General features: G+C 68.7%; 28 protein-coding genes, 1 other RNA gene and 1 riboswitch. Of the genes, 15 read left to right on the plus strand and 14 right to left on the minus strand.

Annotated features, from left to right (window positions below; genetic code table 11):
• Positions 1-24: 24 nt before the first annotated feature.
• On the plus strand, positions 25-774 hold the full coding sequence (gene cobA / locus VL15_RS30045) for a uroporphyrinogen-III C-methyltransferase (RefSeq protein ID WP_048250336.1): 750 nt from the start codon (positions 25-27) through the stop codon (positions 772-774).
• Positions 775-855: 81 nt separating this feature from the next.
• On the opposite strand, the gene VL15_RS30050 is transcribed toward cobA, so the two are convergent.
• From VL15_RS30050 to lptF, 3 genes are read right to left on the minus strand one after another with little or no spacing between them, the layout of a single operon-like run.
• Positions 856-1239 (minus strand): sirohydrochlorin chelatase, encoded by a 384-nt coding sequence (locus tag VL15_RS30050; RefSeq protein WP_048250337.1) that lies wholly within the window; start codon positions 1237-1239, stop codon positions 856-858.
• Between the two features lie 27 nt (positions 1240-1266).
• Positions 1267-2415, minus strand: coding sequence for an LPS export ABC transporter permease LptG (gene lptG / locus VL15_RS30055; RefSeq protein ID WP_048250338.1), 1149 nt, complete (start codon positions 2413-2415; stop codon positions 1267-1269).
• Positions 2416-2418: 3 nt separating this feature from the next.
• Positions 2419-3510 carry an LPS export ABC transporter permease LptF gene (lptF, locus tag VL15_RS30060; RefSeq protein ID WP_048250339.1) on the minus strand — a complete coding sequence of 364 codons (1092 nt, stop codon included), beginning with the start codon at positions 3508-3510 and terminating at the stop codon, positions 2419-2421.
• 122 nt (positions 3511-3632) lie between these two features.
• Here lptF and VL15_RS30065 point away from each other — a divergent pair, with 122 nt between their 5' ends.
• From VL15_RS30065 to VL15_RS30075, 3 genes are read left to right on the plus strand one after another with little or no spacing between them, the layout of a single operon-like run.
• Positions 3633-5144: a leucyl aminopeptidase gene (locus VL15_RS30065; RefSeq protein ID WP_048250340.1), complete on the plus strand. Its 1512-nt coding sequence runs from the start codon at positions 3633-3635 to the stop codon at positions 5142-5144.
• Between the two features lie 34 nt (positions 5145-5178).
• Positions 5179-5595 (plus strand): DNA polymerase III subunit chi, encoded by a 417-nt coding sequence (locus tag VL15_RS30070; protein WP_048250341.1) that lies wholly within the window; start codon positions 5179-5181, stop codon positions 5593-5595.
• 25 nt (positions 5596-5620) lie between these two features.
• Positions 5621-6379 carry a DUF2486 family protein gene (locus tag VL15_RS30075; RefSeq protein WP_048250342.1) on the plus strand — a complete coding sequence of 253 codons (759 nt, stop codon included), beginning with the start codon at positions 5621-5623 and terminating at the stop codon, positions 6377-6379.
• Between the two features lie 147 nt (positions 6380-6526).
• Here VL15_RS30075 and VL15_RS30080 read toward each other — a convergent pair whose 3' ends face one another.
• Together VL15_RS30080 and ilvD are read right to left on the minus strand one after the other, a co-directional pair.
• On the minus strand, positions 6527-6853 hold the full coding sequence (locus VL15_RS30080) for a c-type cytochrome (RefSeq protein ID WP_048250344.1): 327 nt from the start codon (positions 6851-6853) through the stop codon (positions 6527-6529).
• A gap of 127 nt (positions 6854-6980) precedes the next feature.
• On the minus strand, positions 6981-8654 hold the full coding sequence (gene ilvD / locus VL15_RS30085; RefSeq protein WP_048250345.1) for a dihydroxy-acid dehydratase: 1674 nt from the start codon (positions 8652-8654) through the stop codon (positions 6981-6983).
• A gap of 134 nt (positions 8655-8788) precedes the next feature.
• Here ilvD and VL15_RS30090 point away from each other — a divergent pair, with 134 nt between their 5' ends.
• Positions 8789-9703: a LysR substrate-binding domain-containing protein gene (locus tag VL15_RS30090; RefSeq protein ID WP_048250346.1), complete on the plus strand. Its 915-nt coding sequence runs from the start codon at positions 8789-8791 to the stop codon at positions 9701-9703.
• An 89-nt stretch (positions 9704-9792) separates the two neighbouring features.
• Positions 9793-10683: a prolipoprotein diacylglyceryl transferase gene (gene lgt, locus VL15_RS30095; RefSeq protein ID WP_048250347.1), complete on the plus strand. Its 891-nt coding sequence runs from the start codon at positions 9793-9795 to the stop codon at positions 10681-10683.
• Positions 10684-10795: 112 nt separating this feature from the next.
• Here lgt and VL15_RS30100 read toward each other — a convergent pair whose 3' ends face one another.
• From VL15_RS30100 to VL15_RS30115, 5 genes are all read right to left on the minus strand, one after another.
• Entirely contained in the window at positions 10796-11536 is a 741-nt protein-coding gene (locus VL15_RS30100) for an SIMPL domain-containing protein (protein WP_048250348.1), read from the minus strand.
• A gap of 193 nt (positions 11537-11729) precedes the next feature.
• Positions 11730-12191 (minus strand): EVE domain-containing protein, encoded by a 462-nt coding sequence (locus tag VL15_RS30105; RefSeq protein ID WP_048250349.1) that lies wholly within the window; start codon positions 12189-12191, stop codon positions 11730-11732.
• Positions 12192-12262: 71 nt separating this feature from the next.
• Positions 12263-12444, minus strand: a non-coding RNA gene (gene ssrS, locus VL15_RS39290) — 6S RNA.
• 80 nt (positions 12445-12524) lie between these two features.
• Entirely contained in the window at positions 12525-12839 is a 315-nt protein-coding gene (locus tag VL15_RS30110) for a cell division protein ZapA (RefSeq protein ID WP_006478091.1), read from the minus strand.
• Entirely contained in the window at positions 12836-13186 is a 351-nt protein-coding gene (locus tag VL15_RS30115; RefSeq protein ID WP_048250351.1) for an ATPase, read from the minus strand. Before VL15_RS30115 ends, VL15_RS30110 begins: the two co-directional genes overlap by 4 nt.
• Positions 13187-13341: 155 nt before the next feature.
• Positions 13342-13595: riboswitch (cobalamin riboswitch) on the plus strand.
• 158 nt (positions 13596-13753) lie between these two features.
• Here VL15_RS30115 and VL15_RS30120 point away from each other — a divergent pair.
• From VL15_RS30120 to cobC, 5 genes are read left to right on the plus strand one after another with little or no spacing between them, the layout of a single operon-like run.
• Positions 13754-14752 (plus strand): FecCD family ABC transporter permease, encoded by a 999-nt coding sequence (locus VL15_RS30120; RefSeq protein ID WP_048250382.1) that lies wholly within the window; start codon positions 13754-13756, stop codon positions 14750-14752.
• Positions 14749-15564 (plus strand): ABC transporter ATP-binding protein, encoded by an 816-nt coding sequence (locus VL15_RS30125; protein WP_048250352.1) that lies wholly within the window; start codon positions 14749-14751, stop codon positions 15562-15564. Before VL15_RS30120 ends, VL15_RS30125 begins: the two co-directional genes overlap by 4 nt.
• 52 nt (positions 15565-15616) lie before the next feature.
• Complete coding sequence (cobT, locus tag VL15_RS30130; protein ID WP_048250353.1) at positions 15617-16672, plus strand: nicotinate-nucleotide--dimethylbenzimidazole phosphoribosyltransferase; 1056 nt, start codon at positions 15617-15619, stop codon at positions 16670-16672.
• Positions 16662-17438: an adenosylcobinamide-GDP ribazoletransferase gene (locus VL15_RS30135; RefSeq protein ID WP_048250354.1), complete on the plus strand. Its 777-nt coding sequence runs from the start codon at positions 16662-16664 to the stop codon at positions 17436-17438. Before cobT ends, VL15_RS30135 begins: the two co-directional genes overlap by 11 nt.
• Positions 17423-18007 (plus strand): alpha-ribazole phosphatase, encoded by a 585-nt coding sequence (gene cobC, locus VL15_RS30140; RefSeq protein WP_048250355.1) that lies wholly within the window; start codon positions 17423-17425, stop codon positions 18005-18007. Before VL15_RS30135 ends, cobC begins: the two co-directional genes overlap by 16 nt.
• A gap of 82 nt (positions 18008-18089) precedes the next feature.
• On the opposite strand, the gene VL15_RS30145 is transcribed toward cobC, so the two are convergent.
• The 4 genes from VL15_RS30145 to cobU are packed head-to-tail and all read right to left on the minus strand — an operon-like array spanning position 18090 to position 21508.
• On the minus strand, positions 18090-19007 hold the full coding sequence (locus tag VL15_RS30145) for a cobalamin-binding protein (RefSeq protein ID WP_048250357.1): 918 nt from the start codon (positions 19005-19007) through the stop codon (positions 18090-18092).
• Complete coding sequence (gene cobD, locus VL15_RS30150) at positions 19004-20023, minus strand: threonine-phosphate decarboxylase CobD (RefSeq protein ID WP_048250358.1); 1020 nt, start codon at positions 20021-20023, stop codon at positions 19004-19006. Before cobD ends, VL15_RS30145 begins: the two co-directional genes overlap by 4 nt.
• A complete protein-coding gene (gene cbiB / locus VL15_RS30155) occupies positions 20016-20960 on the minus strand; it encodes an adenosylcobinamide-phosphate synthase CbiB (protein ID WP_048250359.1) in 945 nt (314 codons plus the stop codon). The genes cobD and cbiB overlap by 8 nt, the downstream gene beginning before the upstream one ends.
• Positions 20954-21508 (minus strand): bifunctional adenosylcobinamide kinase/adenosylcobinamide-phosphate guanylyltransferase, encoded by a 555-nt coding sequence (gene cobU / locus VL15_RS30160; RefSeq protein WP_048250360.1) that lies wholly within the window; start codon positions 21506-21508, stop codon positions 20954-20956. The genes cbiB and cobU overlap by 7 nt, the downstream gene beginning before the upstream one ends.
• Before the next feature lie 74 nt (positions 21509-21582).
• On the opposite strand from cobU, the gene VL15_RS30165 reads away from it, so the two are divergent.
• The 4 genes from VL15_RS30165 to VL15_RS30175 all read left to right on the plus strand — a co-directional run bounded on the left by VL15_RS30165 (position 21583) and on the right by VL15_RS30175 (position 24674).
• Complete coding sequence (locus VL15_RS30165) at positions 21583-23085, plus strand: cobyric acid synthase (protein ID WP_048250383.1); 1503 nt, start codon at positions 21583-21585, stop codon at positions 23083-23085.
• Between the two features lie 94 nt (positions 23086-23179).
• Positions 23180-23317, plus strand: coding sequence for a hypothetical protein (locus tag VL15_RS42870; protein WP_164991965.1), 138 nt, complete (start codon positions 23180-23182; stop codon positions 23315-23317).
• A 150-nt stretch (positions 23318-23467) separates the two neighbouring features.
• Positions 23468-23881, plus strand: a complete 414-nt coding sequence (locus tag VL15_RS30170; protein WP_048250362.1) for a DoxX family protein — start codon at positions 23468-23470, stop codon at positions 23879-23881.
• Positions 23882-24005: 124 nt separating this feature from the next.
• Positions 24006-24674, plus strand: coding sequence for a ParA family protein (locus VL15_RS30175; protein ID WP_048250363.1), 669 nt, complete (start codon positions 24006-24008; stop codon positions 24672-24674).
• Positions 24675-24733: the final 59 nt, after the last annotated feature.

Here is a 24733-nt window from a genome sequence, read left to right on the forward strand (position 1 = left end):
CGCAGGACAAGCGAAGTGACAATCATGGGCAAGGTGTATCTGATCGGAGCAGGGCCGGGCGCGGCCGACCTCATCACGGTGCGCGGCGCGCGGCTGCTCGCGCAGGCCGATGTCGTGCTGCACGACGCTCTCGTCGAGCCCGCGATGCTCGACTATGCGCCGAACGCGCGCCGGATCGCGGTCGGCAAGCGCTGCGGGCAGCGCTCGACCGCGCAGCACTTCATCAACAAGCAGATCGTCGACGCGGCGCGCGAGCACGCGTGCGTCGTGCGGCTGAAGGGCGGCGACCCGATGCTGTTCGGCCGCGCGGAAGAGGAAATGCGCGCGCTCGAGGCGGCCGGCATCGACTACGAGGTCGTGCCGGGCATCACCGCGGCGCTGGCCGGCGCGGCGACGCTGAAGCGTTCGCTGACGTTGCGCGGCGTGTCGCGCAGCGTCGCGTTCGCGACCCACAGCCGAGCGCCGGGCAGCGACGAGATTCGCGAAGCCGCGCGCGCCGATTCGATCGTCTACTACATGGGCCGCGACAGCGCGCCCGGCATCGCGCAGGAACTGATCGACGCCGGCCGTGCGCCGGCGACGCCGGTGGCGATTGTCGAGGCGTGCAGCACCGCGCGTGAGCGCTCGCTGACGCTGACGCTCGCGCAGATGGCGGCCGGCGACGCGCAGGCGTGGCTCGATCCCGCGGAACCGAGCCTGCTGATGATCGGCGACGCGTTCGCCGAGCGCGCACGGCAGGCGAACGCGGGCGATCCGTTGCGGGATGCCGCCTGAGCGGGATTCCACCGCAGTCCGAAATGAAAAAAGCGCTGGCGGAAGCCGGCGCTTTTTCTTTGTGTGCCTTGAACGCGTTGCTTACGCGTCGCCGCCGATCTGGTCGACGCAATAACGTGCGATCGCGTCGAGCACGCCGTCGTCTTCGCCGACGGCCGTCGCGCAGCGGATCTCGACGCCGGGATGCGCGGCGCGGCATGCATCGACGAGCTGCGGCAGGTCGCGGCGGACATGGCCGCCCTGGCCGAAGAACACGGGCACCACGGTGATGTGCGTGCAGCCGGCCGCGACCTGCGCGGCGACGGCTTCACCGAGCGACGGCGTCATCAGTTCGAGGAACGCGAGCGACACGTGCGCGGCAGGGGAGCCGGCCGCGCGCAGCCGCGCGGCGAGCCGCTCGAACGGCTCGGCCCAGCGCGGGTCGCGGGCGCCGTGGCCGAACAGGACGATGCCGTGCGAACTCATGTCGAAGCCTCCGTCATGACGCGGCACTCAGTGCCGGTCGACCCACTTGAGCGCGAACAGGCCGAGCGCGAGATAGATGAGGCCCGGTGTCGCGGCCGTCAGCGGCGCGGGCCACGTGTTCAGCGTGCCGATGTGCGAGAACAGCGTATTGAGCAGCTGGAAGCTCATGCCGAGCATGATGCCGCCGAACACCTTCACGCCGACCACGCCCGCACGCGTGTGCAGGTACGCGAACGGCAGCGACAGCACGAGCATCACGAACACCGCGAACGGATACAGCAGCTTGCGCCACAGCGCGATGTCGTAGCGCTGCGTGTCCTGCTGGTTTTCACGCAAGTGCTGGATGTAGCGGAACAGGTTGATGATCGACATGCGCTCCGGCGACACGAGCAGCACCGACAGGATCTGCGGCGTCAGGTCCGAACGCAGCCGGTATTCGGGTAGCGAAACCTGCTGCGACCGGTAGACGGGGTTCAGCGCGTCGGGCGGCTGGCCGCTGATCGGCTTGATCGGCGTCAGTTCGGTCTCGGTGACGTCGGTCAGCAGCCAGTGGCCGGGCGGCTCGTAGCGGCCCGTCTTTGCGATCCGCACGTTCTGCAGCTGGAATTTCGAATCGAACTCGTAGATGCGCACGTTGCTGATCGTCGAGTCGGGCGACAGGCTGCCGACGTTGACGAAGCGCGTGACCTGCTCGCCGTTATCGCGGGCCGCGAGCGTGTCCTTCACCCACACGCCCGACTGGAAGTTCGACGACACCGACGCGCCGAGCGCCTGCAGCCGCACGCGTTCGGACAGCTGGTCGGCGTATGGGCCGACGAATTCGCCGATCAGGTAGGTGATGATCACGAGCGGTATGCCGATCTTCAGCAGCGAGCGCAACGCCTGGTTGGTCGCGAGGCCCGACACACGGAAGATCGTGAATTCCGAGTTCGCGGCCATCTGCGCGAACACGTAGATCGCGCTGATCAGCGCGGCGACCGGGATGATCTCGTAGAAGCGCGACGGGGTCTGCAGCGCGACGCGCAGCACCGCGTAACCGAACTTGTAGTTGCCGTGCCCGACCGAGTTCAGTTCGCTGATCAGGTCGAAGAAGAAGAACAGGCCCGAGAATGCGAACAGGATGAAGACGAACGTGACGTAGATCTGTCGCGCGAAGTATTTTTCATAGAGCCGCATCGATCATGCTCCCGAGCGGCCGAACAGCGCGCGTGTAAACAGCGGACGATTGCGCACGCGCAACCAGAAGATGACGGCGACGATCACCGCGACGAGCGCATGCAGGCCGATCAGGCCGACGCCGAACGACATCTTGCCCTGCTCGATCTGCGCCTGCACGACGTTCAGCAGGTTCGAGTACGTGAGGTAGATCAGCACGGCCATCACGAGGTTGATCGTGCGGCTGCGGCGCGGGTTCTGGTATGCGAGCGGGATGCCGAGCACCATCAGGTTGAGCGCGATCAGCGGCAGCCCCGCGCGCCACGCGAATTCCGCGAGGTTGTCGCGCGTCGGGTTACGAAGCAGGTCGAGCGTCGGCATGCTGTTGGTGGTCGGCACGTTGACGACGGGCGTGCTGGTGATCTTCACGCCGTAGCGCTCGAACTCCATGATCTTGAAGTTCGGCTGGCCGGGCGTGCCGTCGTAGCGGCGGCCGTTTTCCAGGACGACGAAACGGCTGCCGTCCCGCGTTTCCGTGTGACCCGTCTGCGACACGACGACGTTGACCTTGCCGTTCTCGGTCGACGTGACGAACACGTTTTGCACCTTGCTCTGGTCGGGCGTCATCTTCTCGATGAAGAACACGCGGTGGTTCGTGGCCGACTCGCGGAACTGGCCCGGTGCGAGCAGCGAGATTTCGTCGCGCTGCTGGAAGCGTGCCCTGATCATCTTGCTCTGCTGGTTCGACCACGGCCAGCCGACGAAGGCGAAGAAGGCGATCAGCAGGATGATCGGCGTGGCGAACACGCCGATCGGCTTGATGAGGCGCGTGAGGCTCACGCCAGACGCGAGCCATACCACCATTTCGGAGTCCCGGTACCACCGGGTCAGCACGAACAGGATCGACACGAACAACGTGACGACGAGCATCACGGCGAGGTAGCCGATCACGGTCAGGCCGATCAGCACGAGCACGTCCCGCGGATCGATTTCACCGGACGCGGCATAGCCGACGATGCGGATCATCATCGTCGTGAGCATGATCGTGAGCAGCACCATGAACACGGCGCCAGCCGTATACGCAAGCTCGCGCTGGAGGGAGCGTTCGAAGATCATTCTTGATGAGAAGAGGGCGGGAGGCTGCGCACGCGTGGTGGAGCGCTCGCGCCGCCACGGGAAAAATAGCGGATAATTGCGGCTTTCATCCTTAGCCCAGATTTTATCCGAGGACAAGCGCGATGGACTTTAGCATAAAAGGCTGTGATTGGAGCAAAGGCGAGGCCAAGGGGTTCCTGACCGGGAAATCCGACTGCATCGTGCTCGGCATCTTCGAGGCGCAAACGCTTTCCGGCGCGGCGCTCGACATCGACACGGCCACCAAGGGGCTGATCTCGCGCGTGGTGAAGGCCGGCGACATGGACGGCAAGCGCGGCAAGACGCTGTTCCTGCACGAAGTATCGGGCATCGGCGCGTCGCGCGTGCTGCTCGTCGGTCTCGGCAAGCAGGATGCGTTCAACCAGAAGGCCTATAACGACGCGGTCACGGCCGCCTGGCGCGCGCTGCTGGCGACCAAGGTCGTCCAGGTCACGTTCACGCTCGCGCAACTGCCGGTCGACGAACGCAGCTCCGACTGGGGTGTGCGCGCGGCCATTCTGGCACTGCGCAACGAGACCTATCGCTTCACGCAGATGAAGAGCAAGCCGGAGCCGGCGTCGCACACGCTCAAGCGTGTCGTGTTCAGCGTCGATCCGTCCGACGAAAAGGCCGCGAAGGTCGCGGTCAAGCAGGCCGTCGCGCTCGCGAACGGGATGGATCTCACCCGCGACCTCGGCAATCTGCCCGGCAACGTCTGCACGCCGACCTATCTCGGCAACACCGCGAAGAAGATCGCGAAGGATTGGGGCCTGAAGGCGGAAGTCCTCGGGCTCAAGCAGATCCAGGCGCTGAAGATGGGCTCGTTCCTGTCGGTTGCGCGCGCGTCGGTCGAGCCGCCGCAGTTCATCGTGCTGCACTACCAGGGCGCCGCCGCGAAGGCCGCGCCGGTCGTGCTGGTCGGCAAGGGCATCACGTTCGATACGGGCGGCATCTCGCTGAAGCCGGGCGAGGGCATGGACGAGATGAAGTACGACATGTGCGGTGCCGGTTCCGTGCTCGGCACGATCCGTGCGGTCGCCGAGATGGGCCTGAAGATCAACGTCGTCGCGATCGTGCCGACCTGCGAGAACATGCCGGGCGGCAACGCGACGAAGCCGGGCGACGTCGTCACCAGCATGAAGGGCCTGACGATCGAGGTGCTGAACACCGACGCCGAAGGCCGCCTGATCCTGTGCGACGCGCTCACGTATGCCGAGCGCTTCAAGCCGGCCGCCGTGATCGACGTCGCGACGCTGACGGGCGCGTGCGTGATCGCGCTCGGCGGCCACAACAGCGGCCTGTTCTCGAAGGACGACGCGCTCGCGGGCGAACTGCTCGACGCGTCGCGCGAGGCGAACGACCCGGCGTGGCGCATGCCGCTCGACGACGAGTACCAGGATCAACTGAAGTCGAACTTCGCGGACATCGCGAACATCGGCGGGCGCCCGGCGGGCGCCGTGACGGCCGCGTGCTTCCTGTCGCGCTTCACCGACAGCTATCCGTGGGCTCACCTCGACATCGCGGGCACCGCGTGGAAGGGTGGCGCCGCGAAGGGGGCGACGGGCCGTCCGGTGCCGCTGCTCGCGCAGTTCCTGATCGACCGCGCCGGCCAGTGATGGCTGAGCGAACGACGATGCGGGTACGCGGGCAATGACGCGGATCGATTTCCATTCGAACGTCGGCGATTCGCTAGCGTACGCGTGCCGGTTGCTGCGCAAGGCCTACCAGGCCGGGCAGCCGGTCGTCGTGCTCGCCGAGCCCGCGCGCCTGCGCGCGCTCGACGAGCGGCTCTGGACGTTCTCGCCGCTCGATTTCATCCCGCATTGCGGCGTCGACAGCGAGCATGCGGCCGGTACGCCGATCGTGCTGGCTGCCGATCTCGACAAAGCGCCGCATCATCACGTGCTGCTGAACCTCGGCGCGGCCGTGCCCGCGCAGTTCGCCCGCTTCGAGCGCCTGCTCGAAGTGGTCGGCAATGCGCCGGACGAGCTGGCCGCGGGCCGCGACCGCTACCGGTTCTACCGCGACCGCGGATACGCGCTGAACAATTACAAGCAGGGCAGCTAGCCGCAACCGTCGACGGAGTGTTCCCGTGACACAAGCCGATTCATCCTCGATTCCGACCCTCACCGACGTGCTGGTGCCGGGCAAGCCGGTGCCGGCGCGTTCGCCCGCGCCCGACGTGTCGCAGCCGCCCGACAGCGCGGCGATTCCGATGCTGGCCGACGTGATTGCGCCGGGCACCGCGAGCGCGGCGTCGGCCGATCCCGCGAACACCGAAGCCGACCCTGAATTCGTCGTGATCGAACCCGTGCCGACACTGCATGTGCCGACGTTCGAGCTGTCGGGTGATGTGGCTGAGGGTGCGGCTGCTGCAGGCGAGACCGATGCGCCGGCCGAACCCGGTGCCGCGGAGCATGTGGTCGCTGAAGATGCGGCGGCGATGAGCGCGCCGCTACGGTCGTCGCTGGCCGGCGACGAGGTGCCGCAGCACGTGTTCGCCGCGGTTGCGCGCGAAGCGGCCGGGCTGGCGTCTGAAACGGCGATGCCGCACGCAGTCGTACCGGCCGTAGCGTCGCGGCTGGAAGTGCCGGCAGCCGCCGGACTGACGCCGGAAGATGCGCAGCATATCGCCGAGCGCCTGCGCAATCGCCTGACGAACTATCTGACCGGAGCAGGGCGCGAGGCCATCGAGGCGCGCTGTCGCGACGCGCTGCATGAGCATTCGGCCTGGCTCGTCGGCCAGATCACGCGCGAAGTGGCGCTGGCGCTGGAAACCGAGGTCATGGATTGGGTGCGCGACGCGGTCGATGAAGAGATCGCGCGCCGTCGCGCCGGTCATTCTGGCTGAACGCGCGGCCGTTCCAACGAAAAATAGGGTGCGGTTCCGGCAAGTGCCGGCGAGGCTGCCGGTGAGGAACCGGTCAGCCGTTGCGGGCCCGCCTGTCTGCGTCTGCGGAGCCCGAGACGGCGGTTATCCCCGTTCAGGGCATCCGGTTCAGCGCAGCGACAGCACCCATTGCGCGAGCGTATGGGCTTCCGCGTTCGTCAGTTGCGTATTGGCGGGCATCGGCACGCTGCCCCAGACGCCGACACTGCCTTTCACGATCGATTGGGCCAGGTAATCGACGGCGTCGCCGCGCGCCGCATACTTGCCGGCGATGTCGCGGAACGACGGACCCATCAGCGGTTTGCCGACCGCGTGGCAGGCCATGCAGTTCTTGCGCTGCGCCAGCGCGAGCCCGTCGGCCTGGTCGGCGCGCGCCGCCGCCGCGCTGCCGGTCAGCAGCGTCACGAGCAGGGCGCGCAATATCGTCTGTTTCATGCGGTTCTCCACCGGCGGGGACGGCCGGCTTCATGGTCCGCGCATTATAAAAGCAAAGGGAAAGCACGTTTTGGGCGTTCCCCCGGCGGCCCTATATATTGGGGTCGCATTTTGCCGGGAACCAGCCTCAACCCGTGACGGCGCCCTTGTTCGCGGGCCGGGCGAGGGCCGCGAATTTCGCGAGCACGCCACGCGTGTAGCGTGGCGCCGGCTGTCGCCACGCGGCGCGGCGGCGCGCGAGCTCCGCATCGTCGACGTTCACCTGCAGCAGCAGCCGGTGCGCATCGATCGTGATCGAGTCGCCTTCCTGCACGAGCGCGATCGTGCCGCCGACGAACGCTTCGGGCGCGACGTGGCCGACCACCATGCCCCAGGTGCCGCCCGAGAAGCGCCCGTCGGTAATGAAACCGACCGATTCGCCGAGCCCCTTGCCGATGATCGCGGACGTCGGCGCGAGCATTTCCGGCATACCGGGGCCGCCTTGCGGGCCGAGGTAACGCAGCACGAGTATGTCGCCCGCGCGGATCCGGTCGCCGAGGATCGCGTCCATCGCGCTCTGCTCGTCGTCGAACACGCGCGCCGGGCCCGTGATCACCGGGTTCTTCAGGCCGGAGATCTTCGCGACCGCGCCGTCTTCCGCGAGATTGCCTTTCAGGATCGCAAGGTGGCCTTCCTTGTACAGCGCGTGGTCGATCGGGAAGATCACGTCCTGGTCGGCGCGCGGCACGCTCGGCACGTCCTTCAGTTCGTCGGCGATCGTGCGGCCAGTGATCGTCATGCAGTCGCCGTGCAGCAGCCCCGCATCGAGCAGGATCTTCAGCACCTGCGGAATCCCGCCGGCCTGGTGCAGGTCGGTCGCGACGTACCGGCCCGACGGCTTCAGGTCGCAGATCACGGGCACGCGCTTGCGGATGCGCTCGAAGTCGTCGATCGTCCAGTCGACCTCGGCCGCGTGTGCGATCGCGAGATAGTGCAGCACCGCGTTGGTCGAGCCGCCCGTCGCCATGATCACCGACACCGCGTTCTCGATCGACGCCTTCGTGATGATGTCGCGCGGCTTCAGGTCGCGCTTCACCGCCTCGACGAGCACGCGCGCCGATTCGGCGGCCGAGTCGACTTTCTCCTGGTCCGGGTTCGCCATCGTCGACGAGTACAGCAGCGACATCCCGAGCGCCTCGAACGACGAACTCATCGTGTTCGCGGTGTACATGCCGCCGCACGAACCCGACGTCGGGCACGCGTTCTGCTCGACGCCTTCGAAATCCTCCTGCGACATCCGGCCCGCGGTGAATTCGCCGACGGCCTCGAACGACGACACGATCGTCAGGTCCTGGCCTTTCCAGTGGCCGGGGCGGATCGTGCCGCCGTACACGTAGATGCCCGGCACGTTCAGCCGCGCGAGCGCGATCATGCCGCCGGGCATGTTCTTGTCGCAGCCGCCGACCACAACCACGCCGTCCATCCATTGCCCCTGCACGCAGGTCTCGATGCAGTCGGCGATCACCTCGCGCGACACGAGCGAATACTTCATGCCTTCGGTGCCCATCGACATGCCGTCCGAAATCGTCGGCGTGCCGAAGATCTGGGGGTTCGCGCCGGACGCCTTCACGGCCGCGACGGCCGCGTCCGACAGGCGCTGCAGGCCGGAATTGCATGGCGTGATGGTCGAGTGGCCGTTCGCGATGCCGACCATCGGCTTGTCGAAATCGTCCTTCTGGTAGCCGAGTGCGTAATACATCGAGCGGTTCGGCGAACGGGCCACGCCTTGCGTGATGTGCTTCGAGCGACGGTTGTACGGCATGGGGGACTCCATCGTTGTCTGGGCACGCCCGGGAGCGGCGCACCGGTTCGGATGAAACAAGAATGGAGTTTCCGGATTGGGATGTCCAGTATATTATTTGTCCCTTATTAAGTTGTTCTCCGAATGAGTGCAGCATGGCCGATCCGACACCCGACCTGCGCCAGTGGCGCTATTTCGCGACCGTCGCCGACGAGCGCCATTTCGGCCGCGCGGCCGAGCGCCTGTCGATGACGCAACCGCCGCTGTCGCAGGCGATCCGGGCGCTCGAGGATGCGCTCGGCGTCGCGCTGTTCGTCCGCACCAAGCGGTCGGTGGCGCTGACGGCGGTCGGCGCGGCGCTGTTGCCCGACGTGCGCCGGCTGCTTGCGTCGGCCGATGCGCTGCCGCCGCTCGCACGGCGGCTCGCGCGCGGCGAGGCCGGCTCGCTGTCGCTTGCGTTCGTGTCGACCGCCGATTACGGGCTGCTGCCGTCGCTGCTGCGCGCGTTCGGCGCGCGCTATCCGCAGGTGCGCCTGCAACTCGCCGAGGCGACGAGCGACGTTCAGATCGACGAACTCGTCGCAGGCCGCATCGACGCGGGGCTCGTCATTCCGCCCGTGCCGCCGCGTCACGCGGTCGGGCTGTCATACCTGCCCGTCGTGCGCGAGCCGCTGGTGGTCGCGATGCCGGCCGCGGCGTCCGATGCACCGGAAGACGAACCCGTGCATCTCGCCGATGTCGTCGCGTTGCCGCTCGTGATCTTTCCGCGTCGTTTGGCGCCCGGCTTTTATGACATCATTACGGGCTGCTACGGCGCGGCGGGCGAAACCCCACGCATCGGCCAGGAGGCGATCCAGATGCAGACGATCGTCAGCCTCGTGTCGGCCGGCATGGGCGTCGCACTGGTGCCGCAATCGCTGCGTAACCTGCGGCGCACCGGCGTGGTCTATCGGCCGCTCGCCGGTCGCGCGCCGGTCGTCGAGACGGGCCTCGTGTGGCGAACCGGCGACGTGAGCCCCGTGCTTGCCGCCTTCATCGACGTCGTGCGCGCGCAGGGTCTTGCAGCGTGACGTGAACGATGACGCGCCGGTGCCGTCCAAAGCGCGGTGCCGCGCGTTCGCGACAGCCGTACCGTATTCGAAAACTTCTTCGCTAACCCATGATCATTCACCCGAATTTCGACCCCGTTGCGATCCATCTCGGGCCGCTGGCCGTGCGCTGGTACGGCCTCATGTATCTCGTCGGCTTCATCGCGGCGATCGTCGTCGGCCGGGTCCGCCTGAAGCTGCCGCACGTTGCGGCGCAGGGCTGGACCGCGAAGGACATCGACGACATGATGTTCTACGGTGTGCTCGGCACCGTGCTCGGCGGCCGGCTCGGCTATGTGCTGTTCTACAAGGCCGATTTCTACTTCTCGCATCCGCTCGACGTATTCAAGGTGTGGGAAGGCGGTATGTCGTTCCACGGCGGCTTCCTCGGCGTGACGCTCGCGATGGTGCTGTTCGCGTGGCAACGCAAGCGCCACTGGCTGCAGGTCACCGATTTCGTCGCGCCGATGGTGCCGACGGGGCTCGCGGCCGGGCGGCTCGGCAACTTCATCAACGGCGAGCTGTGGGGCCGCGTGACCGATCCGACTGCACCGTGGGCGATGCTGTTCCCGGGCGCGATGCGCGACGATGCGGCATGGCTGCCGAAGCATCCGGCACTCGTCGAGAAATGGCATCTCGCCGACGTGTTCATGCAATACCAGATGCTGCCGCGCCATCCTTCGCAGCTCTATGAAATCGCGCTCGAAGGCATCGTGCTGTTCTTCGCGCTGTTCTTCTTCTCGCGCAAGTCGCGGCCGATGGGCGCCGTGTCCGCGCTGTTCCTGATCGGCTATGGCCTCGCACGCTTCACGGTCGAGTTCGCGCGCGAGCCCGACGACTTCCTCGGCCTGCTTGCGCTCGGCCTGTCGATGGGGCAGTGGCTGTCGCTGCCGATGATCCTCGCGGGCGTTGCGCTGATGGTCTGGGCGTATCGCCGTCGCGCGGCGCATGCCGCTGCGTGATGCGTATCGATGCACGCGCGATCGGCGCGTGCATCGGCACCATGCCGCATGCCAATGAAAAACGCCGGCCCGAGGGCCGGCGTTTTCGTATCCAGCAACTGCGCGACGCGCGTTACTTCATCTGCACCGAGCCGTTGACGGTGACCGACACGGTGGCCTTGCCGCCTTCGACCGCGATCGGCGCGCTCATCTTCGCGCTGTCCATCGGCGCCGCGGCCATCGCCATCATGCGCGGGTACGGCTGCACGTTGCGGCCGCTGCCGACATTCACGTCGCGAATCGTATAGCTGCTGTAGCCGAATGCTTTCGCGGCTTCGTCCGCGCGGGCGCGGAACGACTTGATCGCTTCGGTCGTGAGCTTCTGCTCGGCCGTGCGCTGTGCTTCGGGCGACAGCGAGAACTCGACGTTCGCGACCTGCATCAGGTTCGACAACTGGCCCGCAAGCTTCGACGCCGCAGCGAAATCGCGCGATTCGAGCGCGACCTCGGTACGGCCGCGCCATGCGGAAATCTTCCCGTCGCGATCGGTGCTCGGATACACGGAGAATGCGCCGGTGTGCGCGGTGACGCCTGATACGCCCTTCGCCTGCGACAGTGCCGCGTCGGCGCGCTGGTTCAGCGCGGACGTCAGGCTGCCCGGGTCCTTTGCCTGCTGCTCGTAGAACAGCGTGATGTGGATGATGTCCTGCGGCACGTCGGCACTGGCCTGCGACGAAAGCGACAGCACGCCTGCCGGCTCCGGAAAGTGCGGGTTCGCCGTTTGTGCATGCGCGGCGGGCGACGCGAGCGTCAGCGCGACGGGAATGGCGGCGGCGAGGGCGAGCGACAGCGCGAGTGCGGATTTCTTGGTCATTGTTGGACTCCTTGTGCGAGGGCGCGCAGGCGGATGACGCGTGCGCGACGCGGGCGTACCGCGCGACAAAAAAACAACAGCCGGCCCGATCGGCCGACAGCGGTTGCTTAGGCCGCGCGAAACCGGTGCGAGTTCCGTGGCGACGACGTGTACTGACCAGATTTGACGTTTGGCGTGCGCCTACTGCGTGCGCCTACTTCATCAGCTTTTCGGTGATGAACCGCCATTCGGCGCGCGTGACGGGCGTGATCGACAGCCGGTTGCCGCGGGCGAGCACGCGCATGTCGGCGAGTTCGTCGTGTTCGCGCAGCGCGGCAAGCGGCACGAGCGCCGACTTATTCACGTAGCGCACGTCGACGAGCAGCCAGCGTGGCGCTTCCTGCGTCGACTTCGGGTCGTAATAGGGGCTTTTCGGATCGAACTGCGTAGGATCGGGGTAGGGCGTCGACGACACTTCGGCGAGGCCCGCGATGCCCGGCTCGGGGCAGCTCGAGTGATAGAACAGCACGCCATCGCCGATCTTCATCGTGTCGCGCATGAAATTGCGCGCCTGATAGTTGCGCACGCCAGTCCACGGCAGCGAGCGCTGCGGTGCGTGAGCGAGATCGTCGATGCTTGCTTCGTCCGGTTCGGACTTCATCAGCCAGTATTGCATGGATCGTGATCGACGCAGAAAAAGGCCGCTACAAAAGAAAACGGCACCGGGACGTGCCCGATGCCGTTGGATAGGCCCCCGCCTTGGCCGCTAGGCCGGCATCCTGAACCTGAGGTTCAGAATTGGTCGCAGTTAGCAGCACTTCGGGTACATCAGACAGAGTGACGCGCGCGCCCGTGCTACAAATTTCCGCAACCGTGCACATGGCATTGGTTCAAGGAATATATGACCTTGGCGAACCAGGCAGGGAAGCTGACTGAACTGTATTTCGATGCGCCAATTTGACCACCGTTGATCGCCGAGATCAAGGGGAATCGACGTATCGATCAAACCTTACTGCGTCTCGTGCTGTGCGAGCACCGCGCCGAGCTGTTCGTTCATCTGGTGCATTGTACGACGGATTTCCTCCGCCGGAAATGCTTCACCGTGCCGCACGCTCGTTTGCAGCCGCAGCAATTCCGATGCGAGCGACAGCGCGGCCATGACGGCGATGCGATCGGTGCCGCGTACCGAGCTGTTCGAGCGGATTTTCGACATTTCGGCGTCGACGCGCGCGACTGCCTCGAGCAGCGCCGCTTCGGTCTCGGCCGAACAGGCGAGCCGATAGGGCTGACCGAGAATCGAGACTTCGATCTGCTTGGTGCTCATGCATGTTCTCCGTGGCTGGCCGCGTCATCGCCTTCCGTACGCGCCTGCGCATCCAGCAGGTCGAGCTGGTTGTCGGCTTGCTCCGCGCTTTTCGAGCGCGGCAGCTTTTCGAGAATCGCGTTCAGTTTCACCTGGGCGTCGTCGATCTTTGCCGACAACGTGTCGCGCTCGGCCGCGAGCGCATTGCGTTCGTCGCGCAGTTGCACGAGTTCCGCGCGGACCGTGTCCGCTTCCGCGCGCAATTGCGCGACCTGCTCCTCGAGCGCGAGCCGTTCCGAGTGATAGCGCTTGTTCAGCGAGATCAGACGGCCAATATTTTGAGATAAAGTTTCGAGTTCGTTGAGCATTTGCTGCGTCCTCTAAAGACCCAGCATTTTAGCGCGGAATAACGCGCAATCCGACATCTGTAACGTTTCCAGTCGTAACACCCCTGCTTCTTGCCGCGAATAGGTGCGTCCTTTTGCGTTCTCGGACGCTTTCTTGACGCTCGCGCGACCCGCTCCTAAACTGGCGCCGCCTCGGTGCTCGCGCGTGAACGCGCGGTTAAACGGGAAGCAGGGCGCGGGCTCCGCCAGGAAGCCGCCAACCTGCGCTGCCCCCGCAACGGTAAGCGGCCGCGTCTGGTGACGCAGGCCGGCTCGGGCGCGTTCCGCGTGAAGGTTTCGCGCACGGGCGCGGGCCACTGCGCGTCATCGCGCGGGAAGGCGAGCCGGTACGCCGCCAGCCCGGATACCGGCCGAGACGGGGAGCCCGTACGGGCTTCGTGGCGCGCGGCCCGCGGGGAAGCGGGGCGCGCAACGCTTCACGGAATTCTCTTCGATGCTGACCCCAATCGTCCGCGCGACGCTTCTGTCATGCCCGGCCGGCAGCCGCCAGCGGATGCGCCGCGCGTCATGCGCGCGGCCGTGCGCGGCATGAGTGCCGCACGCGCTGCCGCGATCTGGGCCACGCTGGCCGCCGTGGTCGCGTTGCTGTTCATCGCGTCGCTGTCGATCGGCAGCGTGCCGATGTCGCCGTGGCAGGCGCTCGCGTCGCTCGTGCCGCATGGCGGCGATGCGTTGTTCGCCGACATCGTCCGTACGCTGCGCCTGCCGCGCGCGCTCGCGGGCTTCGCGTGCGGCGCGCTGCTCGCGCTTGCCGGTGCGCTGCTGCAGGTGCTGCTGCGCAATCCGCTCGCGGAACCGTACGTGCTCGGCGTGTCCGGCGGCGCGGCCGGTTTCGCGCTCGTCGCGATGATCGCGGGCGGCGCGTGGTGGCTCGTCGACGCGTCGGCGTTCGCCGGCTCGCTCGTGTCGGTCGCGCTCGTGCTCGGTCTCGCGCGCCGCGAACTGTGGCGCGGCGATTCGCGCGATGCGTCGCCGCGGCTGCTGCTCACGGGCGTCGTGATCGCGGCGGGGTGGGGCGCGCTCGTCACGTTGCTGCTGTCGCTCGCGCCCGATGCGCGGTTGCGCGGCATCATCTTCTGGCTGACGGGCGACCTGAACGGTGTGACGGCGCCGTGGTTCGCGTGGGGGGCGCTGCTGCTGAGCGCATGTGTCGCGCTGCCGGCCGCGCCGCAACTGAACGTGCTGCTGCGCGGCGACGCGACCGCGCTTGCGCTCGGCGTGCCCGTCGCGCGCCTGCGCGTGCGGATCTATCTCGTCGCGTCGCTGGCCGCCGCCGCCGCAGTAACGACGGCCGGCACGATCGGTTTCGTCGGCCTCGTCGTGCCGCACGCGCTGCGGCTCGCGTTCGGCAACGACCAGCGGATGCTGCTGCCGGCCGCGATGCTCGCGGGCGGCGGCGGCGTGATGGCGGCCGACCTGCTCGCGCGCACCGCGATCGCGCCCGCGCAACTGCCGGTCGGCGTGATGACCGCGTTGATCGGCGTGCCGGTGTTCCTGTGGATGTTGCTGAGGAGACCGATGCGATGACGCATGCCGCATTGCACGCCGGCGGCGGCGACCTGACCTGCGCGACCGTCGACCTGACGCTGAAGGCCGGCGCGCGCACGCTGCTCGACGGCCTCGCGCAGGCGTTCCGCCCCGGCGAGATCTGGTGCGTCGCGGGGCCGAACGGTGCGGGCAAGACGACGCTGCTCGCGACGCTCGCGGGGCTGCAGCCGCCGGCCGGCGGGCATGTCGAGATCGATGGCCGGCCGCTGGCCGCGTGGCCGCCCGCGCAACTCGCGCAGCGCCGCGCGCTGATGCCGCAGCAATTGCACGACGCGTTCAGCGCGACCGTGTTCGATACGGTGCTGCTCAACCGCTTTCCGTATCTCGGCGGCTGGGGCTGGGAGCGCGACGGCGATCGCGCGGCTGTGCGCGATGCGCTCGCGACGTTCGACCTGACCGCGCTTGCGTCGCGCGACGTGCTGTCGCTGTCGGGCGGCGAGCGGCAGCGGGTCGCGCTGGCCGCGACGCTATGCCAGGATGCGCCGCTGATGCTGCTCGACGAGCCGCTCGCGCATCTCGACCTGCATCACCAGATCGATTGCCTGACCGCGCTGACCGCATGGCTCGACGCCGGCCCGCGCACGGTGCTGTTCTCGTGCCACGACCTGAATCTCGCGCGGCGTTTCGCGACGCATGCGCTGTTGCTCGACGGTCGCGGCCACGCGTGGGCCGGCACCGTGCACGATGTGCTGACCCCCGAACGCGCGAGCGACGCGTTCGGTTATCCGCTCGTGCTGATCCGCGAGAACGGCCGCGACGCGCTGCTGCCGGCGTGGCCCGAGCGACAATGACGTTTCCTTTCCCGATGCGCGGCGCAGGCCGCACCCACGACACGGCTCTTCGATGACGAATTCGACCCACTTCCCGCCCGCGATCGCGCCGCTCGACGAAGCGCTGCGCAAGCGCCTGCAGCATGTGATCGACCACAAGACCAAGCCGCCCGGCAGCCTTGGCCAGCTCGAGGCCATCGCGCTGCAGATCGGCCTGATCCAGCGCACCGAGCGGCCGGTCGTGCAGCGCCCCGTGATGATCGTGTTCGCCGGCGATCACGGGATCGCGGCCGAGGGCGTCAGTCCTTATCCGCAAGCGGTGACCGCGCAGATGGTCGCGAACTTCCTGGCCGGCGGTGCGGCGATCAACGCGTTTTCGGGCGTCGCGCAGAGCACGCTCGAGATCGTCGATGCGGGCGTGGCGTCGCCGCTGCCGCTGTCCGACCGGCTGGTGTCGCTGCCGGTCGCGCGGGGCACGCGCAACTTTGCGGCGGAGCCGGCGATGACGCACGACGAGGCGATGACGGCGCTCGCGGCCGGTGCGGCGCGGGTGCGCCTGCATGCGTCGCTCGGCACGAACGTGATCGGCTTCGGCGAGATGGGGATCGCCAACACGTCGTCGGCCGCGTGCCTGATGAGCCGCCTGCTCAGCGTGCCGATCGACGCATGCGTCGGGCGCGGCACGGGCCTCGACGACCAGGGCCTCGCGCACAAGCGCGCGGTGCTGGGCCGCGCGCTCGTCAAGCACTCGCACGCGATCGCGCCGCTCGACGTGCTCGCGACGTTCGGCGGCTTCGAGATCGCGATGATGACGGGCGCGTATCTCGCGGCCGCGAGCGAGCGGATGACGATTCTCGTCGATGGCTTCATCGCGACGGCCGCGCTGCTCGTCGCCGAGCGCATCGTGCCCGGCGTGCGCGATTACTGCGTGTTCTCGCATACGTCGCACGAGGCCGGGCACCGGCGCATGCTCGAGCATTTCGGCGCGAAGCCGCTGCTCGCGCTCGACCTGCGGCTCGGCGAGGGCACGGGTGCGGCGCTCGCGCTGCCGCTCGTGCGCGCGGCGGCGGCGTTCCTCGGCGAAATGGCGAGCTTCGAGTCCGCCGGCGTCGACAATCGTGACGCCTGAGCGCCCGCGCGGCGTGCGTGCCGAACTGCGCTACTTCTTTGTCGCGCTCGGCTATTTCACGCGTGTGCCGGTGCCGCGCGCGATCGGTTATGCGGCTGGCGATCTCGACCAGGCCGCACGCTATTTCCCGCTCGTCGGCGTGTGCGTCGGCGCGTGGGGCGCGCTCGTCTATCTCGCCGCGCTGCGCATGCTGCCCGCGTCGATCGCGGTCGGGCTGTCGATGGCCGCGACGCTGCTCGCGACTGGCGCCTTCCACGAAGACGGCCTCGCCGACAGCTGCGATGCGTTCGGTGGTGGTTATACGCGCGACGACGTGCTGCGCATCATGCATGACTCGCGGATCGGCACGTTCGGCGCGGTCGCGCTCGTGATCGCGCTCGGCCTGAAATGGCAGGCGCTCGCGGCCATGCCGCCGCTGCGTGCCGCCTGGACGATGATCGCCGCGCATGCGGCGAGCCGCGCGGCGGCCGTGAGCCTGCTGATGTCGCTCGACTATGTGCGGCCCGAAGGCAAGGCGAAGCCGGTCGCGCAACGGATGGGCGTACGCGCGGCGTGCATCGCGGCAGTGTTCGGGCTGCCGTGGCTGTTCTGGCCCGACTGGCGTGCCGGCATCGCGGCAGGTGTTGCGCTCGTGCTCGTGCGCGCATGGGCCGCCCGCTACTTCGTGAAGCGGATCGGCGGTTATACGGGCGACTGCCTCGGCTTCGCGCAGCAACTGAGCGAACTGGCGATCTATCTGGTGGTGCTCGGATGGACGTCGTCCTGATCCGTCATCCGGCCGTCGGCGTCGAGCCGGGCGTCTGCTACGGCCGCAGCGACGTGCCGCTCGTCGCGCCGGCCGACGCCGGCGCGCACGCCGTGCTCGCGCATCTGTCCGCGCTCGGCGCGCCGTCGCCCGAACAGATCTGGACGAGCCCGCTGACGCGATGCATGTCGGTCGCCGAGCGGCTCGCGCAGCGATTCGACGTGCCGGTGTCGAGCGACGCGGGCTGGCAGGAAATGGATTTCGGCGCGTGGGAAATGCGGCGCTGGGACGATATCGACCGCGCGGCGCTCGATGCGTGGGCGGCCGACCTGATGCATGCATGCGCGCATGGCGGCGAAAGCGTCGCGCGGTTTGCCGCGCGTGTCGCACTGCGAGCCGATGCGGTTGGGCAGCTCGACGGGCCGCAATGGGCGGTCACGCATGCGGGCGTGATCCGCGCATTCGCGTCGCATGTGTTGCGTGTGCCGCTCGCGACGCTGCTGTCGCGGCCGGTGCCGACGGGCGGTGTCGTCTGGCTGCGCACGGACGACGCGGCGCGCGCATGGGGAGTCGTGCACTGGGACGAATAGGCGTGCCCAGATCGGCACGTGAACGGCATCCGGCCGCTCGCGGCTCCCGCGCACCGGAACACCACGCACGTAGGGGCTGGAATCAGTTTGCCGGCCGCCGCGCACGCGCGGCGTCGAGATCCTCGCACAGCGCGGCCGCACCCTGCGCGATCCGCGGCGACGGCCGCGTCAGCAGATCGCCGTCGATCGCGAACAGGTTGTTGCGCGCCACGGCCGTCAGCGCGGGCCACGCGCGCCAGCGCGCCAGGCTCGGCAACGGTTCGTCCGAGCGCGTCGCACCGGCGCTCGTCGTCACGATCGCTTCCGGATTCGCCGCGAGCACGGCCTCGTCGGTGACGGTCGGCGCGAGTGGCTTGAGCGACGCGAACACATTGCGGCCGCCGCACAGCGCGATCACGTCGTTGATCAGGTGCGCGCCGTTGAGTGTCATCAGCGGCCGGTCCCAGACCTGGAAGAACAGCGTGACGGGCGCTCGTGCCGCATAGCGTGCGCGCAGCGCGGCGATGTCGCGTGTGAAGGCGGCCGCGGCCGCATTGGCTGCCGGCTGCGTGCCGAGCAGTGTGCCGAGCCGGCGCAGCGACGACGCGACGTCGTCGAGATGCTTCGGTTCACTGAAGAACAACGGGATGTGCAGCGCGCGCAGCGCGTCGGTTTGCCGTTCGGCGTTGCCGTGCCGCCAGACGACGATCAGGTCGGGCTTCAGCGCGGCGATTCGCTCGAGGTCGAGCGCCTTGTTGTCGCCGACGCGCGGCACGGCTTGCGCGGCGGGCGGATAGTCGCTGTAGGTGACGGTGCCGACGAGCTTTGCGCCGCCGCCGGCTGCGTAGACCAACTCGGTCGCGTGCGGCGCGAGGCTGATCACGCGCTGCGCGGGCGCGGGCAACGTGACGGTATTGCCGGCGTCGTCGCGTGTCGTGACATCGGCGTGGACGAGCGGCGCGTGAGCGAGCGCGGCTAGCGTCGCGAGCGGCGCCAGCCGGTGGAACAGGAGCGGGTTCATGCGGATTCCTGATGCAGCGTCGGCACGCAGTGCGCAAGCGTGTCGCCGAGGCGCTGCCATTCGGCTTCGCTGCCCGGCAGGCCGACGCGCACGCTCGATGGGGTCGCGAAGTGCCGCGTCCAGATCCCGCGTGCCGCGAGTGCCGCATGCAGCGCCGCGGCGCGCGGGTCGTCGGTCCAGCAGAAGAGCGGCGTCGCGCGAACCGCGAAGCCGTGCGCGCGCAGCAGCGCGGCCAGCCGTTCGCCGTCGGCCGCGAGCCGTTCGCGGGCGGCCGTCTGCCAGGCGCGATCGGCGAACGCCGCGGCGACCGCGTGGCGCGCGGGTCCGCTGACCGTCCACGCGCCGAGCGTGTCGCGCAGCGCGACGATCCGTTCGGGGCACGCGAGCACGAAGCCCGCGCGGATGCCGGCGAGACCGAAGAACTTGCCGACCGAGCGCAGCACGACGAGCCCCGGGCGATCGACCTGCGGCGCGAGCGACTGCGTTGCGCCCGTATCGGCGAACGCCTCGTCGACGATCAGCGTGCCGCCGCGCGCCGCCAGCTGCGCATGCCAGCCGAGCAGGCGCTCGGCCGGCACGGATTCGGCGGTCGGATTATTCGGATTCCCGACGATGACGTGACGCAGCGTCGCGGGTAGCGTGTCGGTGTCGATGTCGAGCGGGACGACGCGATGGCCGTGACGCGCGAATGCGGGTGCGTATTCGCCGTACGCGAGCGCCGCGACGCCAGCATCGCCGGTCGGCAGCAACGCGGGCAATGCGCGGATCGCGGCCTGGCTGCCGGCGACCGGCAGCACGTGCGCGGGATCCGGCGCGTGGTAATGCCGCGCGGCGCAGGCCGCGAGGCCGTCGCCGTCGTCGGGCAGCCGGCGCCACGCGTCGGCCGGGACGGGCGGCACCGGATAACCGGCCGGATTGATGCCGGTCGACAGGTCGAGCCACGCGTCGTACGGAATGCCGTGGCGGCGTGCGGCTTCGTGCAGATTGCCGCCGTGCACGATGCGTGTATCAGACATGATGGGTGGCCATGACGAGTGCGCCGCTCGCGACCAGCAGCGCGAGCCACAGTGCGAGCGTGCGCGTGACGAGCGACAGCGCGGCGACGACGTGGATGGCGGTTGCCGTTGCACCGGTGCCGAGCACCGGGCGATCCTCGATTTCGCCGTGATAGACGGCCGGGCCGCCGAGCTGCACGTTCAGGCTGCCGGCTCCCGCAGCCATCACGGGGCCCGCGTTCGGGCTGTCCCAGTGGCGCGCCTGCGTGCGCCAGCAGCGCCATGCGGAGGCTGTATCGCCGAGCAGCGCGTAGCTTGCGGCCGTGAGGCGCGCGGGAATCCAGTTCAGTGCATCGTCGAGGCGCGCGGCGGCCCAGCCGAAGGTCAGGAAGCGCGGCGTGCGGTAGCCCCACATCGCGTCGAGCGTGTTCGCGAGCCGGAACAGCAGCGCGCCGGGGCCGCCCGCGACGACGAACCAGAACAGCGCGCCGAAGATCGCGTCGTTGCCGTTCTCGAGTGCCGATTCGACGGCCGCGCGCGACAACGCGCCTTCGTCCGCGTCGCTCGTATCGCGCGACACGATGCGCGCGGTCAGCGTGCGGGCCGCATCGAGATCGCGCCGCAGGAGGGCTGCCGCGATCGGCGCGACATGGTCGGCGAGGCTCTTCGCGCCGAGCGCGAACCACAGCAGCGCGACGTGCAGCGCGGCGGCGAGCGGCCACGGCAGCACGGCCACGAGCCATGCCGCGACGGCCACCGGCGGCACCACGGCCGCGGCCCACGCGGCGACACCGACCACGCGGCCGCGTCGGCCCGTGTTCAGCGCGCCTTCGATGCGCGCGGCGAGCCGGCCGAACGCGACGAGCGGATGCCAGCCGGCGGGTTCGCCGATCGCGCGGTCGACGATCGCGGCCGCGACCGCAAGCATCGCGACGACGGGCAGCGACAGCATCAGCATGACGACGCTCCCGTCTTGAGGTCGAGCGGCAACCCGGCGACGAGCAGCGTCACACGCGTCGCGAGCGCGGCGATGCGCTGGTTCAGGCGCCCGAGTTCGTCGACGTAGCGGCGCGTGACCGACCCGAGCGGCACGACGCCGAGCCCGATCTCGTTGCTGACGACGATCACCTTCGCGCGCGCGCCGCGCAACGCGTGCTCGAGCCGGTCGACCTGCGCCGCGTACTGCGCATCGTCGAGCGGTTCGCCGTCGGCCGGGCACAGCAGGTTGGTGAGCCACAGCGTCAGGCAGTCGACGAGCAGGCACGCGCGCGGATCGTCGAGCCGTGCGAGCGTGCCGGCGAGGTCGATGGGTGCATCGGCGAAACCCCAGTCGGCCGGCCGGCGCGCACGATGGTGCGCAATGCGCTGCGCGAATTCGGCGTCGGCGGCGAGCGCGGTCGCGATGTAGGTGACGGGGCGGCCGCTGTCGGCCGCGAGCCGCTCGGCATGCGCGCTCTTGCCCGAGCGCGCGCCGCCGAGGACGAAGGTGAGGTCGTGCGGAATCATCGCGTGATTGTAACGGCGCGGGCGTACCGGCGCGGGCGATAATGCGGCCTTTGCTTCGCGACGACCTTTACACGATGAATGCACCCGAGCCGCGGCCGCGCGGTACGCTGATGATCCAGGGCACGACGTCCGACGCGGGCAAGAGCACGCTCGTCGCGGGCCTGTGCCGGCTGGCGCGCCGAGCCGGCGCGCGCGTTGCGCCGTTCAAGCCGCAGAACATGGCGCTCAACAGTGCGGTGACGGCTGACGGCGGCGAGATCGGCCGCGCGCAGGCGCTGCAGGCACTGGCCGCCGGCGTCGAGCCGCATACGGATTTCAACCCCGTGCTGCTGAAACCGACGAGCGACCGGGGCGCGCAGGTGATCATTCACGGCAAGGCGCGCGTGAACCTCAACGCGCGTGCGTATCACGACTACAAGCCGGTCGCGTTCGACGCGGTGCTCGAGTCGTACGCGCGCTTGCGCGCCGGTTACGACACGGTGATCGTCGAGGGCGCCGGCAGCCCGGCCGAGATCAACCTGCGCGACGGCGACATCGCGAACATGGGTTTTGCCGAACGCGTCGACTGCCCGGTCGTGCTCGTCGCGGACATCGACCGCGGCGGCGTGTTCGCGCACCTGGTCGGCACGCTCGCGTGCCTGTCGGACAGCGAGCGCGCACGCGTGCGCGGCTTCGTGATCAACCGCTTTCGCGGTGACTTCAAGCTGCTCGAACCGGGGCTCGACTGGCTGCGCGCGCAAACGGGCAAGCCTGTGTTCGGTGTGCTGCCGTACCTGCACGGGCTGTTGCTCGACGCCGAGGACATGCTGCCCGCGCAGGCGCGCAGCGCCGCCGCACGCGGCGACGCCGGCGTGCTGCGTGTCGTTGTCCCCGCGCTGCCGCGCATCAGCAACCACACCGATTTCGATCCGCTGCGCGCGCATCCGCAGGTCGAGTTCACGTACTGGAAGAGCGGCCCCGTGCCGGACGCCGACCTGCTGATCCTGCCCGGCTCGAAGAGCGTGCAGCGCGACCTCGCATGGCTGCGCGACGCGGGCTGGGACGCGCTGATTCGTCGCCACCTGCGCTACGGCGGCAAGGTGATCGGCATCTGCGGCGGGATGCAGATGCTCGGCTGCACGCTCGACGATCCGCTCGGCCTCGAAGGCGCGCCCGGCAGCGTGCCGGGGCTCGGGCTGTTCGATTTCGAGACGACGCTGCAGCCCGACAAGACGCTGAAGAACGTGACGGGGCATCTCGCTTTGCCGGGCGGGGCTGCGGTGCGCGGCTATGAGATCCACATGGGCGACACGCGCGGGCCCGCGCTCGCGGCGCCCGCGCTGGCGCTGGCAACCGCCGACGCACCGGGCGGCACGCGCCCGGACGGCGCGGTTTCCGCCGACGGCCAGATCCTCGCGACCTACGTGCACGGGCTGTTCGATTCGCCCGACGCGTGCGCGGCGCTGCTCGCATGGGCCGGGCTCGACGGTGCGGAACGCATCGACTACCCGGCGCTGCGCGAGGCGTCGCTCGAGCGGCTTGCCGATACGTTCGCCGAGCATCTCGACCTCGACGCGCTGTACGCGGAATTCCGCTGACGCGCCAGTCGGGGCCGGATGCAACAGGCCTCGCATTTTCCGCCGGATCGCGTACAACACAGGTGGGCGGTGGTTCGTCCGGAGGAGTGCGGCGATGAAGGTTCGGTGGTGGTGGAGCGTGCTGCTGGCGGCGCTGCTGGGCGCGTCGGCCTATGCGCACGCGTGCGATTCGTACAGCGCGGGCGGCAGCCCGTCCGGCGCTGATTCGTCACAAGGCAAAAGCGGTTACTGAGGTTCGCATCGGGGCATGATCGGTCATGCCCTTTTTTATGACCTGATTCGTTCCATATGGGAATCAGTTAAAGCGGAGTGGCGTGTTTATCGGCGAAATGGATTCGAATAGAGTGCGATCCATTCTCATCCACTCACGAAGGAATCCGCCATGAACCCCAATCGCCTGAACGATCTCGGCGCGACGCTGCTGCGCGTCGCGCTCGGTGTGCTGTACCTCGCGCACGTCGCGCAGAAGGTGTTCGTCTTCACGCTGCCCGGCACAGCGCAGTTCTTCGCGTCGATCGGCCTGCCGGGCTGGCTCGCGTACCTGACGACCTTCGTCGAACTGGCGGGCGGCGTGGCGCTGCTCGCGGGGTTCCGCGTGCGTGTCGCCGCGCTCGTGCTGCTGCCGTTCATGCTCGGCGCGACCGCCGCGCATTTGCCGAACGGCTGGGGCTTCTCGTCGCCGCACGGCGGCTGGGAATATCCGGCGTTCTGGGCCGTCACGCTTGCCGTGCAGGCGCTGCTGGGCGGCGGCGCATTCGCGATCGGCGCGCGGGAGGCCGCGGCTCGGCGCGCGTAAGCGGCGCGCTGCGGCGCAACCCGTTCCGGTGACCCCCTGTTTGCCGATATCATCGCTCCCTGTATCCGCAATCGAGCGGCGCCTGCCATGCGGCGGGCGCCGCGTGGCTTTTTCGGGGGAATTCATGACGGTGATCGTGGTGGCGAATCCGAAGGGCGGCGTGGGGAAGAGCACGCTGTCCACCAATCTTGCCGGCTATTTCGCGGCGCAGGGCGCGTGGGTCGCGCTCGCCGATCTGGACCGGCAGCAGTCCGCGCATGCGTGGCTCGACCTGCGGCCGGCCGGCTTGCCGGCGATCGAGGCGTGGGACCTCGATCCGGACGCGCCGTCGAAGCCGCCGCGCGGGCTCGAATATGCGGTGATCGATACGCCGGCCGGCCTGCACGGCAACCGGCTCAACGTCGCGCTGCAACTGGCCGACAAGGTGATCGTGCCGCTGCAGCCGTCGATGTTCGATATTCTCGCGACCCAGCAGTTTCTGGAGCGCCTCGCCGAAGAGAAGGCCGTGCGCAAGGGCAGCGTCGAGGTCGGGATCGTCGGGATGCGGGTCGATGCGCGCACGCGCTCGTCCGACCAGCTGCACCGGTTCGTCGAAGGGCTCGGCCTGCCGGTGCTCGGCTACGTGCGCGACACGCAGAACTACGTGCAGATCGCCGCGCACGGCCTCACGCTGTGGGACGTCGCGAAGAGCCGCGTCGACAAGGATCTCGAACAGTGGCGGCCGATCGTCGAATGGGCGGAACGCCGCGCGCCCAAGGCCGAGAAGGCCGCCAAGGCTGCCAAGGCTTCCTGAGCGCGCGGCCTTCGGCCCGGCGCGACCAAATGAGAAAGGGCCGGATCCCGTGCGTTACG

The sequence above is a fragment of the Burkholderia cepacia genome (assembly GCF_001039005.1).
In the GTDB taxonomy this organism is placed as follows: Bacteria; Pseudomonadota; Gammaproteobacteria; order Burkholderiales; family Burkholderiaceae; genus Burkholderia; species Burkholderia theae.

What these genes read in the sequence shown, in the direction of transcription:
- cobA (WP_048250336.1), top strand. Translation starts at nt 25, where the DNA reads ATGGGCAAGGTGTATCTGATCGGAGCAGGGCCGGGCGCGGCCGACCTC.
- VL15_RS30050 (WP_048250337.1), bottom strand. Translation starts at nt 1,239, where the DNA reads ATGAGTTCGCACGGCATCGTCCTGTTCGGCCACGGCGCCCGCGACCCG.
- lptG (WP_048250338.1), bottom strand. Translation starts at nt 2,415, where the DNA reads ATGCGGCTCTATGAAAAATACTTCGCGCGACAGATCTACGTCACGTTC.
- lptF (WP_048250339.1), bottom strand. Translation starts at nt 3,510, where the DNA reads ATGATCTTCGAACGCTCCCTCCAGCGCGAGCTTGCGTATACGGCTGGC.
- VL15_RS30065 (WP_048250340.1), top strand. Translation starts at nt 3,633, where the DNA reads ATGGACTTTAGCATAAAAGGCTGTGATTGGAGCAAAGGCGAGGCCAAG.
- VL15_RS30070 (WP_048250341.1), top strand. Translation starts at nt 5,179, where the DNA reads ATGACGCGGATCGATTTCCATTCGAACGTCGGCGATTCGCTAGCGTAC.
- VL15_RS30080 (WP_048250344.1), bottom strand. Translation starts at nt 6,853, where the DNA reads ATGAAACAGACGATATTGCGCGCCCTGCTCGTGACGCTGCTGACCGGC.
- ilvD (WP_048250345.1), bottom strand. Translation starts at nt 8,654, where the DNA reads ATGCCGTACAACCGTCGCTCGAAGCACATCACGCAAGGCGTGGCCCGT.
- VL15_RS30090 (WP_048250346.1), top strand. Translation starts at nt 8,789, where the DNA reads ATGGCCGATCCGACACCCGACCTGCGCCAGTGGCGCTATTTCGCGACC.
- lgt (WP_048250347.1), top strand. Translation starts at nt 9,793, where the DNA reads ATGATCATTCACCCGAATTTCGACCCCGTTGCGATCCATCTCGGGCCG.
- VL15_RS30100 (WP_048250348.1), bottom strand. Translation starts at nt 11,536, where the DNA reads ATGACCAAGAAATCCGCACTCGCGCTGTCGCTCGCCCTCGCCGCCGCC.
- VL15_RS30105 (WP_048250349.1), bottom strand. Translation starts at nt 12,191, where the DNA reads ATGCAATACTGGCTGATGAAGTCCGAACCGGACGAAGCAAGCATCGAC.
- VL15_RS30110 (WP_006478091.1), bottom strand. Translation starts at nt 12,839, where the DNA reads ATGAGCACCAAGCAGATCGAAGTCTCGATTCTCGGTCAGCCCTATCGG.
- VL15_RS30115 (WP_048250351.1), bottom strand. Translation starts at nt 13,186, where the DNA reads ATGCTCAACGAACTCGAAACTTTATCTCAAAATATTGGCCGTCTGATC.
- VL15_RS30120 (WP_048250382.1), top strand. Translation starts at nt 13,754, where the DNA reads ATGAGTGCCGCACGCGCTGCCGCGATCTGGGCCACGCTGGCCGCCGTG.
- VL15_RS30125 (WP_048250352.1), top strand. Translation starts at nt 14,749, where the DNA reads ATGACGCATGCCGCATTGCACGCCGGCGGCGGCGACCTGACCTGCGCG.
- cobT (WP_048250353.1), top strand. Translation starts at nt 15,617, where the DNA reads ATGACGAATTCGACCCACTTCCCGCCCGCGATCGCGCCGCTCGACGAA.
- cobC (WP_048250355.1), top strand. Translation starts at nt 17,423, where the DNA reads ATGGACGTCGTCCTGATCCGTCATCCGGCCGTCGGCGTCGAGCCGGGC.
- VL15_RS30145 (WP_048250357.1), bottom strand. Translation starts at nt 19,007, where the DNA reads ATGAACCCGCTCCTGTTCCACCGGCTGGCGCCGCTCGCGACGCTAGCC.
- cobD (WP_048250358.1), bottom strand. Translation starts at nt 20,023, where the DNA reads ATGTCTGATACACGCATCGTGCACGGCGGCAATCTGCACGAAGCCGCA.
- cbiB (WP_048250359.1), bottom strand. Translation starts at nt 20,960, where the DNA reads ATGCTGATGCTGTCGCTGCCCGTCGTCGCGATGCTTGCGGTCGCGGCC.
- cobU (WP_048250360.1), bottom strand. Translation starts at nt 21,508, where the DNA reads ATGATTCCGCACGACCTCACCTTCGTCCTCGGCGGCGCGCGCTCGGGC.
- VL15_RS30165 (WP_048250383.1), top strand. Translation starts at nt 21,583, where the DNA reads ATGAATGCACCCGAGCCGCGGCCGCGCGGTACGCTGATGATCCAGGGC.
- VL15_RS42870 (WP_164991965.1), top strand. Translation starts at nt 23,180, where the DNA reads ATGAAGGTTCGGTGGTGGTGGAGCGTGCTGCTGGCGGCGCTGCTGGGC.
- VL15_RS30170 (WP_048250362.1), top strand. Translation starts at nt 23,468, where the DNA reads ATGAACCCCAATCGCCTGAACGATCTCGGCGCGACGCTGCTGCGCGTC.
- VL15_RS30175 (WP_048250363.1), top strand. Translation starts at nt 24,006, where the DNA reads ATGACGGTGATCGTGGTGGCGAATCCGAAGGGCGGCGTGGGGAAGAGC.